This is a genomic window from Kitasatospora sp. NPDC096140 (assembly GCF_040303045.1).
Taxonomy (GTDB): Bacteria; Actinomycetota; Actinomycetes; order Streptomycetales; family Streptomycetaceae; genus Kitasatospora.
Genome location: NZ_JBEOUW010000020.1, coordinates 102,624 through 121,342, shown reverse-complemented (window position 1 = coordinate 121,342; position 18,719 = coordinate 102,624). Strand labels below are relative to the sequence as shown.

Annotated in this window: 17 protein-coding genes; 2 read left to right on the top strand and 15 right to left on the bottom strand. The window is 75.4% G+C overall.

What is annotated here, in order from left to right; genetic code table 11:
* Window positions 1-17: 17 nt before the first annotated feature.
* The 4 genes from ABT048_RS22010 to ABT048_RS21995 all read right to left on the bottom strand — a co-directional run bounded on the left by ABT048_RS22010 (window position 18) and on the right by ABT048_RS21995 (window position 4,879).
* Complete coding sequence (locus tag ABT048_RS22010; protein WP_350523138.1) at window positions 18-3,200, bottom strand: ATP-binding protein; 3,183 nt, start codon at window positions 3,198-3,200, stop codon at window positions 18-20.
* 43 nt (window positions 3,201-3,243) lie between these two features.
* Window positions 3,244-3,681 carry a universal stress protein gene (locus ABT048_RS22005; RefSeq protein WP_350523137.1) on the bottom strand — a complete coding sequence of 146 codons (438 nt, stop codon included), beginning with the start codon at window positions 3,679-3,681 and terminating at the stop codon, window positions 3,244-3,246.
* A 124-nt stretch (window positions 3,682-3,805) separates the two neighbouring features.
* On the bottom strand, window positions 3,806-4,369 hold the full coding sequence (locus ABT048_RS22000; protein WP_350523136.1) for a YbaK/EbsC family protein: 564 nt from the start codon (window positions 4,367-4,369) through the stop codon (window positions 3,806-3,808).
* A 36-nt stretch (window positions 4,370-4,405) separates the two neighbouring features.
* Window positions 4,406-4,879 (bottom strand): nucleoside deaminase, encoded by a 474-nt coding sequence (locus tag ABT048_RS21995; protein WP_350523135.1) that lies wholly within the window; start codon window positions 4,877-4,879, stop codon window positions 4,406-4,408.
* A 176-nt stretch (window positions 4,880-5,055) separates the two neighbouring features.
* Between ABT048_RS21995 and ABT048_RS21990 the strand changes: the two genes are divergently transcribed.
* Entirely contained in the window at window positions 5,056-6,144 is a 1,089-nt protein-coding gene (locus ABT048_RS21990; RefSeq protein WP_350523134.1) for a hypothetical protein, read from the top strand.
* 33 nt (window positions 6,145-6,177) lie between these two features.
* On the opposite strand, the gene ABT048_RS21985 is transcribed toward ABT048_RS21990, so the two are convergent.
* Entirely contained in the window at window positions 6,178-7,026 is an 849-nt protein-coding gene (locus ABT048_RS21985; protein ID WP_350523133.1) for a universal stress protein, read from the bottom strand.
* Between the two features lie 253 nt (window positions 7,027-7,279).
* Between ABT048_RS21985 and ABT048_RS21980 the strand changes: the two genes are divergently transcribed.
* Window positions 7,280-7,636 (top strand): zinc ribbon domain-containing protein YjdM, encoded by a 357-nt coding sequence (locus ABT048_RS21980; RefSeq protein ID WP_350523132.1) that lies wholly within the window; start codon window positions 7,280-7,282, stop codon window positions 7,634-7,636.
* A 72-nt stretch (window positions 7,637-7,708) separates the two neighbouring features.
* Here the strand turns inward: ABT048_RS21980 and ABT048_RS21975 are convergent, their stop codons facing one another.
* The 10 genes from ABT048_RS21975 to ABT048_RS21930 form a co-directional block, all read right to left on the bottom strand.
* Complete coding sequence (locus ABT048_RS21975) at window positions 7,709-8,713, bottom strand: ABC-2 membrane transporter-related protein (protein WP_350523131.1); 1,005 nt, start codon at window positions 8,711-8,713, stop codon at window positions 7,709-7,711.
* The gene (locus ABT048_RS21970; protein ID WP_350523130.1) at window positions 8,710-9,675 is read right to left on the bottom strand and encodes an ABC transporter ATP-binding protein; all 966 of its coding nucleotides are present in this window, start codon (window positions 9,673-9,675) and stop codon (window positions 8,710-8,712) included. Before ABT048_RS21970 ends, ABT048_RS21975 begins: the two co-directional genes overlap by 4 nt.
* An 18-nt stretch (window positions 9,676-9,693) precedes the next feature.
* Window positions 9,694-10,101 (bottom strand): GntR family transcriptional regulator, encoded by a 408-nt coding sequence (locus ABT048_RS21965; RefSeq protein ID WP_350523129.1) that lies wholly within the window; start codon window positions 10,099-10,101, stop codon window positions 9,694-9,696.
* A gap of 98 nt (window positions 10,102-10,199) precedes the next feature.
* Entirely contained in the window at window positions 10,200-11,771 is a 1,572-nt protein-coding gene (locus tag ABT048_RS21960; protein WP_350523128.1) for a DUF2079 domain-containing protein, read from the bottom strand.
* Between the two features lie 340 nt (window positions 11,772-12,111).
* Window positions 12,112-12,675 (bottom strand): CGNR zinc finger domain-containing protein, encoded by a 564-nt coding sequence (locus ABT048_RS21955; protein ID WP_350523127.1) that lies wholly within the window; start codon window positions 12,673-12,675, stop codon window positions 12,112-12,114.
* A 192-nt stretch (window positions 12,676-12,867) separates the two neighbouring features.
* Window positions 12,868-14,502 carry a ribosomal protection-like ABC-F family protein gene (abc-f, locus tag ABT048_RS21950; RefSeq protein ID WP_350523126.1) on the bottom strand — a complete coding sequence of 545 codons (1,635 nt, stop codon included), beginning with the start codon at window positions 14,500-14,502 and terminating at the stop codon, window positions 12,868-12,870.
* A 394-nt stretch (window positions 14,503-14,896) separates the two neighbouring features.
* Window positions 14,897-16,192 (bottom strand): cytochrome P450 family protein, encoded by a 1,296-nt coding sequence (locus ABT048_RS21945; protein WP_350523125.1) that lies wholly within the window; start codon window positions 16,190-16,192, stop codon window positions 14,897-14,899.
* Between the two features lie 170 nt (window positions 16,193-16,362).
* Window positions 16,363-17,250, bottom strand: a complete 888-nt coding sequence (locus ABT048_RS21940; RefSeq protein ID WP_350523124.1) for a Bax inhibitor-1/YccA family protein — start codon at window positions 17,248-17,250, stop codon at window positions 16,363-16,365.
* A gap of 185 nt (window positions 17,251-17,435) precedes the next feature.
* Window positions 17,436-17,903: an SsgA family sporulation/cell division regulator gene (locus ABT048_RS21935; RefSeq protein ID WP_350523123.1), complete on the bottom strand. Its 468-nt coding sequence runs from the start codon at window positions 17,901-17,903 to the stop codon at window positions 17,436-17,438.
* Between the two features lie 321 nt (window positions 17,904-18,224).
* Complete coding sequence (locus tag ABT048_RS21930) at window positions 18,225-18,653, bottom strand: SRPBCC family protein (RefSeq protein WP_350523122.1); 429 nt, start codon at window positions 18,651-18,653, stop codon at window positions 18,225-18,227.
* Window positions 18,654-18,719: the final 66 nt, after the last annotated feature.

The following is an 18,719-nucleotide window of genomic DNA, read 5'->3' as shown; positions in this document are numbered from 1 at the left end:
CGGTTGCCGTCGGGCGGTCACAGCTGCCAGTGCACCGGCTGCGCGGGGCGGTAGGCGCACGCCCGTCCGGTGGTGACCGACGCGGCGAGGTGCCGGCCCAGCTCGGGGTGCTCGCGCTCGATCCGGCGCATGGTGTCCCGGATCCGGGCGGTGACGGTGGTGCGCGCCCGCTCCCCGGCGTCGCCGAGGCGGCGCGGGCGCCCGCCGAGGCCGTACGCGCCGCGCAACTCGGTGACCAGCGCGTCGCGTTCCTCCTCGGCGCGGGCCAGCCGGGGGACGTCGTCGAGCTCGCGGGCCTCGGCGATCTCCCCGTCGAGGCGGTCCAGCCGGGCCCGGTAGGCGGCGCGCGCCCGTTCGTCCGCGCGCTCGTCGCTGCCGGAGGGCGGTTGGTCCGGGCCGCCCAGCAGCCGGGTGGCGGAGACCTCCCGGCCGGGGGAGGACAGCAGCAGCGCCAGGTCGTGCAGGCCCTTGGCGTCCTTGAGGACCACCGTGCGGCCGCGGTACCCGAGCGTCCACAGCTGGCCGTCCCGGTGGAACACGTGGTCGCTGTCCGCCCGTGCGAGGGTGGCCCGGGCGTCGTCGCGCAGCCAGTCCAGGCCGAGCTCCTCGGCGGCGGCCAGCGCCTGGGCGAGCAGCAGGCGACCGCGTTCGCCCGCCGGATCGCGGGCCAGCAGCGCCCGGCCGAGTTCGAGCCGGGCCCGGACGGCGACGGGCCGGGCGCCGAGGCGGTCGGCGCCGTCCATGGCGTCCGTCAGGTGCCGGACGGCCTCCGGCCCGGTGGCGGCCAGGCCCAGGTAGAGCGCCACCGGGCCGAGGACGGCGACACCGCCGCCGATCACGATGGTCTCCCGCTCGTACGGCAGCAGCCGCCGGTAGCGGTCCTCGCGCACCTCCGGAACGCCGGCCGCCACGGCGATCTCCACGTCGAACGCGAGGCCCGCCAGCGCCCGCCACCGGTAGCGGGACAGCACCTCGGCGGCGGGCAGCGCGCGCAGCACGGCGGCGGCCGCCCCGGGCTCGTCGGCCGCCAGGTGGTCGAAGCAGCGCCAGTGCGGCAGGAACTCCGGGGGCAGCCCGGCGTCGCCGCACTCCGCCAGCGTGGCCGCGACCCCGGCCGGCCCCTCCCGGGCCAGCGCTCCGGCGATCCGCTGGGTGGCGCTCACCCCGGCGCCGTCCGGTTCACCGATCGCCTCGGCCAACTCGGATGCCTCGGCGGACAGTTGATCGGCCTCGCGGTAGCGGCCGCGGAGCAGCGCCCAGGCGGCGTCGCGGGAGCGGACCAGGTAGCGGGCGCGCGGCAGCCGGGACCGCTCGGCCGCGTCGGCCGCGCGGCGCAGCGCGTCCGCCGCGCCCGGGTCGGCGAGTTCCAGCAGCGCCACGAAGCGGCACAGCGTGCCCTCGAACTCCAGTGCCGTGTCGCGCGCCGCCACCGCCGCCGCCACCATGCCGTCGGCGAGGGCCAGCCGGTCCTGCGCGGTGCCCGGCGCCCAGGTGACGTCGTGCTGCGCGAACAGCGCAGTGGCCAGGGCGTGCGGATCGCCGGCGGCGCGGGCCCGGTCCGCGGCCCGCCGGGCGAGGTCCCGGGCCCGGGGGGTGTCCCGCTCCGGCCCGTCGGCCAGCTCCCGGGCCAGGGCCGCGAGCACCTCGGCGTGCACGGCCGCGTGCGGCCCGCCGGCCAGGGCGGCCTCGGCGCGCTCCAGCCGGTCGACCACCTCGCGCGGGGAGTCGTCGCTGCGGACGCCCGCCTCGTGGAGCCCGAGCGCGGCCGCCGCCAGCAGCTCCGGCCGGTTCGCCGTCAGGGCGGCCTCGGCCACCTCGGCGAACCGGCGGGCGGCCGAATCCCTCGCCCCGGCGCGCAGTTCGGCCTCCGCCAGGTCGGTGCGCAACCGCAGTGCCGCGGGATCGTCCGGGGCGGTGAGCCGTACCGCCTGCTGCCACCACCGGGCGGCCTGCTCGTACGCGAGCAGGGCCATCGCCTCCTCGCCGGCCCGGACGGCGTGCCGGACGGCCGGTTCGACCGGGCCGAACGGCAGGGCCTGGCCGTGGTGCCAGGCCAGCTCGGCCGGGCCGGCGGTGTCGGCCAGGGCCCGGGCGGCGGCGAGGTGCAGTTCGGCGCGGCGGGCCGGATCGAGCCGGTCCACCAGCTCCGCCCGGAAGAGGTCGTGGACGAACCGGTAGCCGTCCGGGTCGTCCCGGGCGACGATCCGCGCGCGCAGCGCAGGCTCCAGCAGGCCGGGGACCTCGGCCCGGGGCACGGCCGCGACGCCGGCGAGCCGGTCGGCGGTGAAGGCGCGGCCCAGCACCGCGGCGGTGCCGAGCGCCCGGGCCGTCCGGTCCGGCAGCCGGGCCAGGCGCCGGGCCACCGTCTGCCCGACGGCCGTGGGCACCGTCGGGTTGTCGCTGCCGGCCGGGTTGTCGGCGGCGGCGGCGCGCAGCCGGGCGACCTGCTGGACGAAGAACGGGTTGCCGCCGGTCCTCCGGTGCACCAGGGCCGCCGCCTCCGGCGTCGCGGGCGGCCCGAACCGCTCCAGCAGCGTGCCGACGCCGGTCGGGTCCAGGCCGCCGAGCACCACCACCTCGGCGCCGGGCAGCGCGGGCAGGGGGTGGTCGTCGGGCAGCTCGACGTCCCGGTAGGTGCCGATCAGCAGCAGCGGCTCGTGCCGGGAGCGCCGGCCCAGGTGGCCGAGCAGCAGCACCGACGCCGGGTCCGCCCACTGCACGTCGTCCAGGACGGCCACCAGCGGGCGGCCGTCCCGCAGCAGCAGGCCCGCGATCCGGTCGAACAGGGCGAGCCGGGAGTCCGCACCGCCGGCGGGAGCCGCCGTGCGCCGCGGTGGATCCTCCCCGGGGAGCTCATCCCCGGGTGACTGTTCCCCGGGTGACTGTTCCCCGGGGGGCTGTTCCCCGGGCGGCTCCGGGGCGAACGGCCCGGCCCGTCCGGTGACCGCGCGCACGATCTGCTGCCAGGGCCACAGCGCGGGTGCGACACCCCCGTCCTCGCACAGGCCCCACACCGCCGTCACACCGCTGCTCCGGGCGTACCGCACCACCTCGGCGGCGAGTGCCGTCTTCCCGATCCCCGGCTCCCCGGCCAGCAGCACCAGTCCGCCGCGGCCCGCCGCGGCGCCGTCCACCGCGCGGCACAGCGACGTCAGCAGCGCGGCCCGGCCCACGAGCTCCGACTCAACCGGCGGCCCCACACCGGCATTCTCCCACCGGGCCGGGCCCGTCACCCCGTGCGGATCACTGCGCGCGCACGATGACCACCGGGCAGGTGGCGTGTTGCGCGCAGCGCGTGCTGACCGAGCCGAGCAGGGCCCGGGTGAAGCCGCCGTGGCCGTGGCTGCCGACGACCAGGACCTCGGCGCCCCGCGACGCGTCCAGGAGCACGTCCGAGGCGTCGCCCATCACCAGTGCCGGGCGGATCTCCACCGGATGGTCCTCGCCGAGCACCGACTGGAGCTCGTCGGCGAACTTCCGGTCGGCCACGTCCCGGTCGAGGGCCATGTCGACCACCGGCGCCGACCAGCCGAAGTGGCTCGGCGGCTCCCAGGCGCCCACCGCATCGACGACCCCGCCGATCAGCGTGGCGTGCCGGATCGCCCAGCGCAGCGCGGCGTGCGACGACGGCGAGCCGTCGACGCCGACCACGACGCGGGGAGCGGATTCGTTCGCGTCCATGTGCACCGTCCTGTCGGTCGTCGCCCCCTCCACCACGGTGCGCGCCGCCCGGGGCCGCCGCCAGTACTTACCGGCAGCCGGGTGACGGCGGCCCGGCGGCGGGCCCGGCGGCGGGGCCGGCCGCTCAGCCGGCCAGGCCCGGCAGCACCTGGGCGCCGGGCAGCCGGGCCAGCGCCCGGCCCGGGAGGATCAGCTTGCCCCGGCGCCGGCCGCTGCCGACCAGGACGTACGGGGCCGCGGCCACCGCCTCGTCGATGAGCAGCGGCCAGGCGGCGGGCAGGCCGACGGGGGTGATGCCGCCGTACTCCATGCCGGTCAGCTCGACCGCGACGTCCATCGGCGCGAAGGACGCCTTGCGCGCCCCCAGGTGCGTACGGACCGCGCGGTTGACGTCCACCCGGGTCGTGGCCAGGGCGAGGCACGCGGCATGGGTGACCTCGCCGGCGCGTTTGGCGGCGACCACCACGCAGTTCGCGGAGAGCTCCGGCGGCGTGTCGTACGCGGCGCAGAAGACCGCGGTGTCCGCCTGCTCCGGGTCGGTGTCCACGTAGAGCACGGACGCGGCCGCGTCCCGGGCGTCCCAGTTCTTCAGGGCGTCGGCCACGGGGGCGGCCAGGTCGTCGCACACCTCCAGCGCGGCGAAGGCGGTCGGGAAGCTGCCGAAGGGCGGGGGCACGGGCTCGCTCATGGGACGGACTGTAGCGCGGCCCGCCGCCCCGCCCGGCTATCCCCAGTAGCCCGCGTGCACCGCAGCCGCCTCCTCGAACAGGTGCGGGCCCGACACCTCCACGGTGTCGCCGCCCGCGGCGAAGACCCGTCGGCACGGCAGGTCGAGCACCGGCTCCTCCGGGTCGGCCCCCGCGATGGCGATCAGCTCGGACGCGCCGAGCGCGTAGACGACCTGCCGGATGCCGCTCCAGTAGATCGCGCCGGCACACATCGCGCACGGTTCGGTGCTGCTGTACAGGGTGGCCGCGGTCAGCTGCGCCGGGTCGAGGGTCCGGGAGGCCCGGCGGACCAGGTTGATCTCCGCGTGGGCGGTGACGTCGCGGTCCGTCAGCACGGTGTTCTCGGCGGTGAGCAGGACGTTCCCGGCGGCGTCGGTCAGCACCGCGCCGAAGGGGTGGTTGCCGCGCTCGCGCGCGCTGTTCGCGAGCCCGATGGCGGCGAGCAGGTGGGTGCGGGTGTGGTCGGCCATGGCGGGCTCCTCGGGGTGCGGGACGGGTGCGGTCGGGTGGTGGGTCGCGTGGCGGGTGGGGCGTCGGATCGGGTGGCGGATCGGGTGGCCGGGTCGGGCCGTGGGGTCAAACGTATGACGGCGGGCGTTCGACGGAAGCGGCCCGGCAGCGGGCGCCCGGGTGACAGGATGCCCGGGTGAACGAGATCACGCGTGCCGCCGAACGCCTCCTGGCCACCCGGTTGTCCGATCCCGTCGACCTGGGCGGGAGCACCCGCACCACCGTGCTGCGCTGCCGGACGGCGGAGGGGCGGAGCGTCGTCGTCAAGGCCTACACCGGCGGGCGGGACGCCCTGCGCGGCTTCACGGCCGAAGCGGCCGGGCTCGCGCTCGGCCTGGCCGGCCCGGAGGTGCTCGGGGTGGACCGCGAGGTGCCGCTGCTCGTCCTGGCGGACCTCGGCGACGCGCCGACGCTCGCCGACCTGCTGCTCGGGGACGACCCCAAGGCCGCCGAGGAGGGCTTGCTGGCCTGGGCGGTCGGGCTCGGCCGGCTGGCGGCCCGCTCGGTGGACCGCCGCGCCGACCTCACCCGGCTGTGGGCGCGGTACGACACGGGCACGCCCACCTGGGCGGAGGACCCGTGGATCGCCCGCGCCGCCGCCGCCCTGCCCGGCGTGCTGGAGGCGGCCGGCGTCGCCGTACCGGACGGCCTCGGAGCGGAGCTCGCGCGGATCGGCACGGCGGGCGGGGAGGAGTACCCGGCCTTCACCCCGGGGGACACTTGCCCGGACAACAACCTGCTCACCCCGGACGGGCTCCGGCTGCTCGACTTCGAGGCCGCCGACTTCCAGTCGGTGTTCCTGACCGCCGCCTACTGCCGGATGCCGTTCTCCTCGTGCTGGTGCGTGTTCGCGCTGCCGGACGGGCTCGCCCGGCGGATCGAGGCGGCGTACCGGGCCGAGGTCGTCCCGGTGTACCCGGCGCTGGCCAAGGACGCGGTGTGGGAGGACGGGATGCGGCGGGCGGTGGCCGTGTGGACGGTGCACGCCACCCTGGGGCTGCTGCCGCGCACCGCCGAGGACGGCCCGATGCACCGCACCCGGCGGCCGGTGCCGACCCGGCGCCAGGTGCTCAGGCACCGCTGGGAGACGGCGGCGCGGCTGGACGGGCTCCCCGCGTTCACGGAGACGATGCGGCGCCTGCTCCGCGAGGTCGCCGACGGCTGGCGGGTGGACCCGCTGCCCGGCTACCCCTGCTTCGGGCGCGGGGGCGCCGACCTCGGCTGACGGGCCGCGACGGCCGCCACTCCATCCGGCCGGTCAGCCGTACGGGACGACCGCGACCGGGCAGTGGACGTGGTGGATCGCGGCGTGCGCGACCGGGCCCAGGTGGTGGTGGCGCAGCGGCCGGTGGTGACTGCGGCGGCCGACCACGAGCAGCCGGGCCGTCGCCGCCGCGTCCACGAGCTCGACCGCGGGCCTGCCCCGGACCAGGTCGGCCGTCACGGCCACCTCGGGGTGCCGGGCCCGCCAGGACTCCAGCGCCTCCGAGAGGTCGGCCCGCTCGTCGCCGGACACCTCGCCCTCCAGCCCGCCGATCGCGCCGTAGGACATGTGCTCGCTGCCGGCCGGCGGGGACCAGACGTGCACCACGCGCAACGGCGCCGAGCGGAGCGCGGCGGCCTCGAACGCGAAGGCCAGCACCGGATCGGCCGGGTGCGCCAGATCCAGGCCCACCGTCACCGGGCCGTCCGGCTCCTCCTCGCCCGCCCGGACGAGCACCACCGGGCAGGCGGCCCGGCGCAGCACCTCCTGGCTCACCGAGCCGACCAGGAAGCCGCGGACGGTGCTCAGCCCGCGTGAGCCGAGCACCAGTACGGAGGCGCTCCCGGCGGCGGCCTCCAGCGCCTCGGCGGGCGCGGCGGACTCGGTCGCGGAGGAGACCTCCACCCCGGGCGCCAGGGCGCGCAGGGCGGCCTCGCGGGCGGCGAGTTGCGACCGGACGTGCCGGTAGCTCTCGTCGCTGCCGACCACGTCCCGCTTCGGCAGCGGCCACGCCTGGAGGATCCGGAGCGGCAGGCCCCGGCGCTGCGCCTCACGGGCGGCCCACTCGGCGGCAGCCAGGCTCTCCGGCGAGCCGTCGAAGCCGACGACCACGGATCCGGTCATGGCGTCCTCCTCGGTTCCGCGCTGGATCGGGGCGGCGGGGGCGGGGCCCGGCCGCCCGGGTGCGGTGCCCCGCGGCCCCGGGCTCGGTGCCCGGCGGGCCCGGGTGCCGCCCCAGTATCGGCAGTGGACGCGGCCGGCGCCTCCCGGGGCGTTCCGCCGGGTGCCGGCCTCGCCCCGGCGGAGCGGTGCCGCCGCCCGCCCGTACCGGCTGAGCAGCGGAAACGCCCCTCGGGTGAGCGGATATCCTGATCACATGAGCGACAACCTTCCCGCGTGCCCGCAGTGCGGCGGCGAGTACACCTATGAGATGGACGCCCTCATGGTCTGCCCGGAGTGCGGCCACGAGTGGGCGCCCGCCGACACCGGCGCGGCCGCCGCCGGGGGCGGGGAGCGGGTGGTCAAGGACTCGGTCGGCAACGTGCTGAACGACGGCGACACCGTGACCGTCGTCAAGGCCCTGAAGGTGAAGGGCAGTGCCTCCGGCATCAAGGCCGGCACCAAGGTGCGCAACATCCGCCTGGTCGACGGGGTCGACGGCCACGACATCGACTGCCGCATCGAGGGCTTCGGCGCCATGCAGCTCAAGTCCAGCGTGGTCAAGAAGGCCTGACCGGCCTTCGCGGGCCTCGGCTCGTTCTCGTGGACCTGAGGCTCGTCCTCCGGCAGGTCCGGAGGACGAGCCTCAGGTGCGGATCCGGCGGAACACGACCAGCAGGGCGACCGCGGTGAGCGCCAGCAGGATGCCGGCCTCGACGAGCTGGACCGGCACGAGGTGGTCGGCCGGGTGGTAGCGGAGCCAGACGGCGGTGGCCCCGTCGCAGGGGGAGGACTGGCAGGTGTCGTCGGAGATGCGGCTGCCGTCGGCCAGGACGGAACCGCGCTCGACCAGCCACGCGTTGGTGGGCTGCCCGATGAAGGAATGTCCGGCGTCCATCGGGACCACCGTCTCGACGATCGGGTGGAAGTACGGGCGGACCAGGCTCATCAGGCCGTGGGCGGCCGCGACCAGCGCGCCGGTGAGGAACATCGCGGGCAGCGTTCGGCGCAGCAGCCGGCCGACCAGGACGCCCAGCGCCAGCGCGAACAGCGACCAGGCGATCGGCGCGACCCCGAGGGCCGGGTAGGTGAAGAACTGGAACGGCGGGTCGAAGGCGACCGGCCCGTGCACGATGTCCGTCCACCACACCCAGGTCATCAGGGAGGCGAGCGCGCCGCTGAAGACCAGCACCGCGAGGCCGGGCACCGCGAGCCGGGCGGCCAGCCAGCGCACCGGGCTGACGGACTGCGCGCGGATCAGCCGGATGGTGCCGCGCTCGTACTCCTGGGCCAGCAGCGGCGCGCCGACGAAGACGCCGATCAGCAGCGGGACGGCGGTGACCGCGGGCTGGAGTATCCGGACGAACCAGTAGTTCGGCCGGTCGATCGGCGAGAGCAGCGTCCAGCAGCGGGTGCCGGACCAGGTCGAGGGGCTGTAGCAGCCGGTGCGCCGCAGGACGCCGATGGTGTGCCGGCTGGCGAGGTGGATCCAGAGGAGGTCGGCCGCCACCAGGACCAGCAGTGCCGCCAAGGTCCACAGCACCGCCCGACTTTGACGGGTCGTCAGCCAGAGCATCCCGCGCAGCCCGGGGGCGGCGGGGCGGCGGCTCGCCGGTGCGGTGACGCGGTCGGGCAGGACGTTCGTGCTCATGCGGCGGCCCCGTCGTTCGTGTGCTCGTCGTTCGCGTGCTCGTCGTTCGCGTGCCTCGTGGCGAGGTTCCCGTCGGCCGGGCGCTCGGTGGTGGAGTGCCCGTCGGCCGGTGCGCGGAGGTAGCCGAGCAGCAGCTCCTCCAGGCCCGGCCGCTCGCCCTCCCACGGACCGTCCAACGGCTCACCGGTGCGCACCAGTGTGGTGGCCCGGCGTCCGCCGACGCGCTGCTCGACGACCAGGTCGGCCGGGAGCGCGGCGGACCCGGCCGGCCCGGTGACCAGCTGGTGCCCGTCCAGGATCTCCTCCAGGTCGCCGGCGAGTCGGATCCCTCCGCGCTGGACGAGCAGCAGGTGGTCGATGACGCCCTCCAGCTCGGGGAGGATGTGCGAGGAGACCACGATGGTGGTGCCGCGTTCGGCGGGCGCGGACATCAGGGTGCCCATGAGCTGGTGGCGGGCGAGCGGGTCGAGGTCGGCCATCGGCTCGTCGAGCAGCAGCAGGTCGGGGATCTTGCCGAGGGCGAGCGCCAGGCAGACCCGGGTGCGCTGCCCGCCGGAGAGCGAGCCGATCCGCGCCTTGGGCCGCAACTCGCCCTGGTCGACGATGCGTTGGGCCGTCTCCTGGTCCCAGACCGGATTGAGCTCACGGCCCATCCGCAGCGTCTCGGCGACGCTGAGGCCCGGATAGAGCGGCTTGTCCTGGGCCACGTACGCGACCCGGGCCCGCTGCTCCGGTGTGCCGGCGGCCTCGCCGAACACTCGCAACTCGCCCTCAGTGGGGGCTAGTTGTCGGGCAGCGAGGGAGAGCAGGGTGCTCTTGCCGGCTCCGTTGGGGCCCACCACGCCGCAGATCCGCCCGGTCGGGACGGTGAAGTCGCAGTCGCGCAGGGCCCAGTCACCCCGGTACCGCCTGCCGAGGCCGACGGCCTCCAGCGCGGGCGTCATGGTCGTCGGGTCTTCCACCCGGTCCCCCCACTGTTCTCAGTTCGGTGTTGCCGGGGAGACCCCGGTGTCGAAACGCTGCTCCAGGACGGAGGCCATCAGCGCGGCGATGTCCTCGCGCTCCAGGCCCGCCTCCCGGGCCCGGTCCACCCAGCCGACCAGGTCCGCGCGCAGCGGACCGTCGGCCGCCGCCTCCGGCCGGGCGAGTGACCGCCGGACGAAGGTGCCGAGCCCCGGCCGGGGCTCGACCAGTCCCTCGCGTTCGAGTTCGCGGTAGGCCTTCAGCACGGTGTTGGGGTTGATCGCGGTCAGCTCCACCACCTCACGGGCGGTCGGCAGCTTGTCCCCGGGCTGCAGCAGCCCGAGCCGCAGGGCCTGTTTGGTCTGCTGGACGATCTGCTGGTAGGTGGAGACGCCGCTGCGCCGCTCGATGCGGTACTCGATCACCGGCGTTCCGGCCTTTCACTAGTTCAATAGTGGAATGGTGGCCCACTGCGGCGCGCGGGTCAAGCCGAACCGGGGGAGGGGTGGGACGAACGGCCCGGTCAGGGGCGTTTGAGCAGCAGCAGGCCGTCCCGGTCGACCAATCGCCGGTAGCCCGACTCCTGGTAGACCGTCAGCATGCGGGCGGTGTCGGCGACGGCGCACGGGGCCCGCACGCTCGGATCGAGCAGATCGACGACCACCCACTCCGGACCGGGCCGGGCCGGCTCCCGGCACACCAGGGTGACCTCCGTCCGGTCGGTGAGCTGGGCCGCCAGGCGGTTGGAGGCGGCCACCGTGGCGTCGTCCGGTATCAGCCGGAGCATCGCCCGGGTCTCGGTGAGCCGCGGCGAGGTGCGCCAGGCCTCCGGCATCACCACCTCGTGCAGCGGGTAGAGCGGCAGCGTCACGACCGTCACCAGGGCGCTGACGAGCAGTGCGCGCCGGGCGCGGCGGGGGAGCGGGGCGGGCCTGGTTGCGGTCGCGCCGACGGTTGTGGCCTCGCTCGCGGTCGCGCCGACGGTTGTGGCCTGGCCGACGGTCGGGTGCCGGTCCCGGGAGCGGGCGAGGGCGTCGACCAGGGCGGCGACCGCGATCGGCATCAGCACCGCGCTGTAGTGGTAACTGACGCCCCAGTAGTGCGGGTTGGCGGACAGCAGCCGCCAGGCCAGGGTGGGCACGCAGAGCAGGAAGAGCGGAGAGCGCAGGCCGAGGAAGCCGGCCGTGGCGGCGAGCAGGAACAGCAGCAGCCATTTGACCGGCGGCCACACGAGGCGCAGCGGCAGCGCCCACGGCGCGGACTGCCCGCCGCCGTCCAGCTGCTGCCAGTAGTCGAAGCCCCCGCCGGAGTTGAAGGCGGGCAGCACCACGAGCACGGTCACCGCGGTCGCGGCGAGGCCGACGGCGGCGAGGGCGAGGCCGGGCAGCTGGGTGCCGGCGGCCTGCCGGGCCTGCCAGGCGATCAGCAGGCCGACGGCGGCGACGGTCAGGCCCAGGTCCTCCTTGACCAGCAGCAGTGGCAGCGACCAGAGCGCGGCGGCCAGCGGGCGGCGCCGGCCGAGCGCGGTGGCGGCGAAGGCGAGCAGCGGGACGGCGAACGCGATCTCGTGGAAGTCGTCGGCCGCGGCCCTGACGATCCCCCAGGAGGCCCCGGTGACGCAGCCGACCACCAGAGCCACCCGCGGCCCGGCCACCTCGTGGGCCCAGCGGGTCAGCGGGACGACGGCCAGTGCCATGAGCAGCGCCTGGGCGACCACGAGGGTGAGCGGCGTCGGGAAGGCCCGGTACGCGGGGGCGAGGGTGGCGATCAGCGGGTGGAAGTGGTCTCCGAGCAGGTGGTACCCGGGCCCCTTGAGCGGCACGATCGGCGCCCGCAGGTGCGCGTACGCCCGGATGGCCTGTTCGAAGATCCCCAGGTCGTAGGCCTTGGTGAGGCCGCGGCGGTGCCGGTTGGCGGCGACGCAGACGTAGAGCGCGGCGAAGACCGCGGCCAGGCCCCAGGCCAGTGCGGCGGGGTGGCGCGACAGGCGCGGGGTGCGGGCGGGGTGGCCGGACGGGGCCGCCGGCGGCTGGGGCCGCGGCTGAGGTGGGGGCGGGGGCTGGGGTGGGCTGTGCGGGGAGGGGGCCAGGGGCATCGGCATTGAACCCTTTCACTATTCGATTAGTGGAAGGGTGATGGAAGGCTGAGCGGGCGTCAAGCTCGGCCCGGGCGAGGCCGGGTGGTGCCGGGCGGTGTGCAGAAGCGGACGTGCATCACCATCTTGACTGGTGATGCACGCCTGTCGCGGTGGAGTCACCATCTCGACCGGTGATGGCAATGTGTTCCGACGTCACGCCCCTGACAGGTGCGCGGCACCACAGGTGACGGTAATGCCGGGGGCCGTGGCCGGTGGTCGACGGGTCAGCCGGCCCGCCCGGATCCACGGTCGAGGAGTCCTGCCCGGTGCCGTCACCGGAACATGTCGGCCGGTGCGGTCAGTGCGCGCCCATGGCGGGCGAGGTCTTCTTCCGGGCGCGGTAGGCGGCGGCCTTGATCTTGTTGCCGCAGGACTCCATGCCGCACCACTGGCGGCGCATGCCCCGGGAGCGGTCGATGTAGATCCGCGTGCACTCCGGGTTGCCGCACTCCTTCAGCAGGGGGACGTCCGGACCGCTGAGCAGTTCGACGGCGTGCCGCGCGACGGTGGCCAGGGCCTGTCCGGGTGTCGCCTCGTTGTGCCGGCCGGCCACTGTGAGCTGCGGCGTCACGGGGGTCCTGCGTGCGGCGGCGTTGAGCACGGCGAGCGCCTCGCGGTCGAAGTCCTCCTCGGCGAGGCGGTTGGTGACGAGCCGGTAGACGGCCTCGCGTACGGTCTGTGCCTCCCGGACGTCCTGCTCGTCGCCGGGCGTGATGGTGTCCACGAGTCCGCAGTCCAGGTACCAGGCGTTCAGCCGCTCGGGCGTCACGAACATCTCGAACCGGGTCGACCGCCGCGCGCGGAGGGTCGCGGCGAAGTCGAGGGCCGGGTGCCCGCACACGAAGACATGGTCAAGGTTCACATCACCATCCTGACAGGTGACTGTCAGGGGTGCAAGGACCGGCCGGTGCGCGGGCAGCGCCCACGGCTGCGCGCACCGGCCGGGTGTGAGGGGACGCGGCTACGGCTGTGTGCACCGCCCGTCCGGCTCCCGCGGTGGTCGGCCCGCCGGGCGCGAAGCCCCGGGACGCGGGCCGGACCACGCGCCGGCGGTTCACACCGCGGGGGCCCCGGTCTCCTGCAGCGTGCCGTCGGCCAGCCGCAGCCAGCGGTTCACCCCGATCTCGGCGAGGAACCGCTCGTCGTGGCTGACCACCAGGAACGCGCCCCGGTAGGCGTTGAGCGCGCTCTCCAACTGCCCTGCGCTGACCAGGTCGAGGTTGTTGGTCGGCTCGTCGAGCAGCAGCAGCTGCGGGGCCGGATCGGCGCACAGCACGCAGGCGAGGGTGGCGCGCAGCCGCTCCCCACCGGAGAGCACCCGCACGGGCAGGTGCGCCCGGGCGCCGCGGAACAGGAAGCGGGCGAGCAGGTTCATCCGCTCCGCCTCGGGCCGCTCGGGCGCGAAGGCGGCGAAGTTCTCCGCCACGGTGCGCTCCTGGTCGAGCAGGTCCAGCCGCTGCGAGAGGTAGGCGATCCGGCCGTCGTTGCGGGTGATCAGCCCGTCGTCCGGGGAGAGTTCGCCGGTGATCAGGCGCAGCAGGGTCGACTTGCCCGCGCCGTTGGGCCCGGTGAGCGCGATGCGCTCGGGGCCACGGACGTTCAGGTCGACACCGCCGTCGGCGAACACGGCCCGGCCGCCGTGGCGGACCTGCAGCCCTTCGCCGAGAAACAGGTTGCGCCCGGCGGGCACCTGGGTGTCGGGCAGTTCCAGGGACAGCCGCTGTTCGTCGCGCAGGGCGCGGCCGGCCTCGTCGAGCCGGGCCCTGGCCTCGCTGACGCGGGTCGCGTGCACCTGGCCGGACCGTCCCGCCGACTCCTGGGCGCCGCGCTTCATGTTCCCCGCGAAGATGCGGGGCAGACCGGCGTTCTTGAGGTTGCGGGCGGCGTTGCTCGCCCGGCGCTCGGCGCGTTCGCGGGCCTGCTGCATCTCCCGCTTCTCCCGCTTCAGCTCCTGCTCGGCGTTGCGGACGTTCTTCTCGGCGGTCTCCTGCTCGGCCCGCACGGCCTCCTCGTACTCGGTGAAGTCGCCGCCGTAGTAGCGAAGTTCGCCGCCGTCGAGTTCGGCGATGCCCTGCATGCGGTCGAGCAGCGCGCGGTCGTGGCTGACCAGCAGCAGGCAGCCGTTGAAGTCCGCCAGCACGTCGTGGAGCTTGCGCCGGGCGGCCAGGTCGAGGTTGTTGGTGGGCTCGTCGAGCAGCAGGACGTCGGGGCGCTTGAGGAGCTGGGCGGCGAGGCCGAGCGAGACGATCTGGCCGCCGCTGAGCGTGCTCAGGCTGCGGTCCAGGTCGAGATGGCCCAGGCCGAGCCGGTCGAGCTGGGCGCGGGTGCGCTCCTCGATGTCCCAGTCGTCGCCGATGGTGGTGAAGTGCCGCTCGTCGACGTCGCCGGACTCCACGGCGTCGATGGCGCTGATGACCGCGGCGACGTCGAGCACCTCGGCGACGGTGAGGTCCCCGGTCAGGGGGAGGCTCTGGCTGAGGTAGCCGAGGGTGCCACTGACCGTCACCGAGCCGGTGGTGGGGGTGAGTTGACCGGCGATCAGCTTGAGCAGGGTGCTCTTGCCGGAGCCGTTGGGGGCGACCAGGCCGGTCCGGCCGGCAGGCACGGTGAAGGACAGGTCGTGGAAGACCGGGGTGTCGTCCGGCCAGGCGAAGGAGAGGTTCGAGCAGACGACGGCGGCGTCGGACATGGAGGTGACCTCGAAAGGGGGTGAGGGCAGGGCTCTGGAGCGCTGCCCTGGGCAGACACGGGAAAGGGGTACGACGAAGCCGACCACTTCGGCGGCGGCGCTTCCGATGCGCCGGCCGGTGGCCGTCAGATCCGGATCTCACCCGGAGATGTCGTCGTCACCCGCCATGTCTGCCACTCCTCGATCACACGAACGTCAGGTCACGCGCAGCGTAGCAGGTTGTTCCGCGAAGGCCGCCGCCGTTTTCCACCGGCCCCTCCGCGTCGGCGCGTTGACCGCCGCGGTGGGGCGGATCACCGGCAGGGACGGCCCCGACCTGTCGGCCTTCGGGCCCTTCGCGTTCCCGTCGCCCGGGGGTGCGCCGGGCGGGTGCGCGGGTGGCGCCGGCCGGGTGTCAGCCGACGCGGTAGCGCACCGGGAGGGACCGCACGCCGCGGATGATCCCGGAGCCGATCCAGTCGAGCGAGTCCACCGGGACGGCCAGGTCCAGCTCCGGCACGCGCGCCAGCAGGGTGCGTAGGGCGACGGCGGCCTCCAACCGGGCGAGCGGGGCGCCGAGGCAGTAGTGGACGCCGTGCCCGAAGGCCAGGTGACGGGCGGCGGGCCGGGCCACGTCGAGGCCGGCCGGGTCGCCCCCGCCGTCGGCCTGCGGGGCGTCGTGTCCGGCGGAGCCGAGGGCGACCGCGATCAGGCTCCCCCGGGGGATCGACACCCCGCCCAGGTCGAGGTCCTCCGCGGCGTAGCGGTTCGTGGAGCGCTCGACCGAGGTGTCGTGGCGCAGGAACTCCTCCACCGCGCCCGGTACCAGCTCCGGCCGCTCGCGCAACAGGCGCAGCTGGTCGGGGTGTTGCAGCAGGGCGAGCACCGCGTTGCCGAGCAGGTTCACCGTGCTCTCGTGGCCCGCGACGACCAGCATCAGGGCGGTGCCCACCAGCTCCTCCTCGGACAGCCGGCCGTCCTCCGATCCGCTGCCCGGGTGTCTCTCCAGGCCGCTCTTCGGGCCGGCTCCGTGGTCGCCCGGCGAGTCGCGGACGGCGACCAGTGCGGAGAGCAGGTCGTCCTGCGGGCGGCGGCGCTTGTCCGCGACCAGGGCGGCCAGCAGCGCGTGCAGGGCGGCCAGCGCCCCGCGGTGCTCGGGCGAGGTCACCTGCAGCGCCTGCCCCGACCAGCGGCGGAAGTCCCGGTGGTGTTCCGGCGGGATCCCGAGGAGTTCGGCGATGACGGTGGCCGGCAGCGGGGCGTTGAACGCCTCGATCAGGTCGATCACACCGGACGGCGGCATCCGGTCGATCAGCGCGTGGGCGATCTGTTCGATGCGCGGCGCCAGCGCGGCCGTTCGGCGCGGGGTGAAGGCGGTCGCGGCCAGGCGGCGCAGCCGGGTGTGCTCGGGCGGGTCGGCCTCCAGCATCTGCGCGCCGAGTCCGACCGAGGGCTCGTGCAGGACGAAGCCGGCCGCGGCCAGCGCCCCGGCGGCGGGGGTGGCGTCCTTGAGCAGGGCCGGGTGGGTCAGCGCCTCGCGGGCCAGGTCGTGGCCGACGACCAGCCAGCCGGTCAGGCCGGGTTGGAACTCGGCGGGGTGGACGGGGCCGAGCTCCCGGAGCGCGGCGTAGCGGGCGGGGGCGTCCGCCTTGAAGGCGGGATCGAGGACCACTCGGCCGTCCCGGTACGGGCAGGGCTCGTCGGTGTCCATGAGGTGTCTCCTGATCGCTCGGTGTTCGGGTCGGTGTGGTCGGTGTGATCGGTGTTCGGGCCGGTGGGTGGCTGGTCGGCAGGTCGGCAGGTCGGCAGGTGGGTGTGCGGGCGCGGACGCGCCGGAGGGGCATGCGCGTGCTGCGCATGCCCCTCCGGCGTCGGGGAAGCTCAGTCGTCGCCGTCCAGGACGGTGAGGACCTGCAGCACCTCCAGGTAGATCCACACCAGCGTCGTGGTGAGGCCGAAGGCCGCGAGCCACGCCTGCTCGCGGGGGACGCCCTCGGCGAGGGCGTCCCCCACCTGCCGGAGGTCCAGGGTGAGGAAGCCCGCGCCGAGCAGGACGCCGACGGCGCCGAACAGCAGGCCGAGGACGCCGCAGTGGACGCCGAGGTCGTGGCCCGCGCCGAGGGCGGAGAAGAGCAGGTCGGCGAGGAGCAGCAGGAGGAAGCCGGCCGCGGCGCTGGCGAGGAAGCCGGTGAACCGGCGGGTGACCCGGATCCAGCGCATCCGGTGCGCGACCAGCACGGCCGCCGACACGGCGAAGGTGCCGAGGACGGTCTGGACGACGGCACCCGGGGCGAAGTAGGTCGAGGTCGCGCCGGAGATCACGCCGAGGAACACGCCCTCGAACGCCGCGTACCCGAGGATCAGGGCCGGGGACGGCAGCCGCCGGACGGCCTGGAGCATCGCGAGGGCGAACGCGACGACGGCGGCGCCCAGGGCGATCCCGCACGAGCGGCCGAGGTCCGCCTCGTCGACGGGCAGGAGGAGCCAGGAGAGCACCGCGGTCAGCACCACGGTGCCGAGCGTCGTCGCGGTGCGCACGACCACGTCGTCCAGGGTCATCGCGGGGGCGGCCGGGGCGGCCCGCGGAACCGTCGGGGCGTCAGGCGCTAGGGTACCGACGGGCGTTGCGGCGGGGGCTCCGTCGGTGCGGGGGCCGGCCGCCGGTGGGCCCCCGGCCGGGGTGTGGACCGGTCGGCGCGTCGATGCCTCGGCCGGGGCGGCGAAGCGGGCGGCGCCCCAGCGGGAGAAGACCGGGTTGGTGCTCTTCACGTCAATCCTCCTCTGCGGCCGCGGATGTGCGGCCTGCGGTGGAGCGTCGTCCTGGAGCGGCCGTGCGGAGGCGCACGTGTGAGCACGCCCGCGCCCGGGGCTGACGACAACCCCCCTTGTATCACCACTCTGGCAGGTGACGTAGAGGCCGGGCAAGTCATCCTCGCGGCCGGTCTCCGGCGGGCTCATCCGGGCGGCGCTCCCGGGTGGTCGAGCAGTCCGTGGAGGAAGCCGTCCCAGTCGATGCCCTCCAGCTCCGCCTCGGCCGGGACGATCCGGTAGGTGGCGTCCAGCCAGGCCGCCAGCGGTCCGGTCGGCAGCTCGAAGAGGGCCTCCAGCTCCGGGGTTTCGAGGAGCAGCCAGGAGGACGGCTGCTCGTCGGCCCGGCCCGGCCACATCCGTACGTCGCCGCAGCCGCTCATCGCCGTCAGCCCGCCCTGCAGCAGCGCGCGGCCGAACCGCCAGACGAGGCTCGGGCCGCGTTCCGCGAGGAACTCGACGGCGATCACCGCGGGCGTCCGCGGGTCGAAGCGGAACTCCGCCCGCGAGGGGAGCCGGGTGAACTCGTCGAGCATCCGGTCGACGTCCAGGACCAGGGGCGGCAGGTGTGCGGCCGTCGGCTGTGCCTGCAGGGGCGGTCGGTCACGGTGCATGGCATGGTTCCCCTCCGAGGTGCGGACTGTGCGGCCCTCACTCTCCGCCGGGGACGGGCCCCCGCGCATCGGTCACTTGACCGTCGAAGGGCGGTGCGCGGCGGGGCGTTCACGAAGCCGGGGCGGTGCGGCGGGCAGAGTCGGCCCCGCCGGAGGCACCGTCATTTGACTGCCCCCTCCCCGGAGCCGGGCCGGATCGGGGCCGGATCCGGGGAGGGCCGGAGCGGTGGGCACGACGACGGGGCCGACAGCGCATGGCTGTCGGCCCCTCCGGTCGTCCTCCCGCCGCGCCGGACCCGCGGAACCCGGCTGCGGCGCGGCTCACTTGGCGCGCAACGGCCCCGCGAAGGACTTGCGCAGGGACGGCGGGGCCGCCACCGGCAGGAGCGCGGCGAGCATCCTGCCCTTGACGGTGGTCGGGTGCCGGGTGAGCTCGACGTCGACCCTGGTGCCCTCCGCCCCGGGGGTCAGCCGGAACACCCAGCCGCCGCCGGCCCCGAAGAGCTTGGAGTCGAGCGTCGTGATGGTGACGGTGTCGCCGCCCGGCTCCCACTCGTACCGCGCGCGCTCCCACGCGGCTGCGGTGCCCTCGGTGACCTCGGCCCAGGTGTCGCCCCGGTCGTGGACCTCGAAGTGCTTCGCGTCGATCGTGGGCCAGGTCTGCGCCCGGGAGGGGCCGAAGTCGGTCAGCACCGCCAGGACGTCCTCCGGGGCGAGCGTGGAGACGAGATGGAACCGTACGACTGCCATGATGGGCTTCCTCGGGGATGAGTGGCTGGTCGGGCCGGTGACGCACCGGCCGTGGCGGGGGTGCGG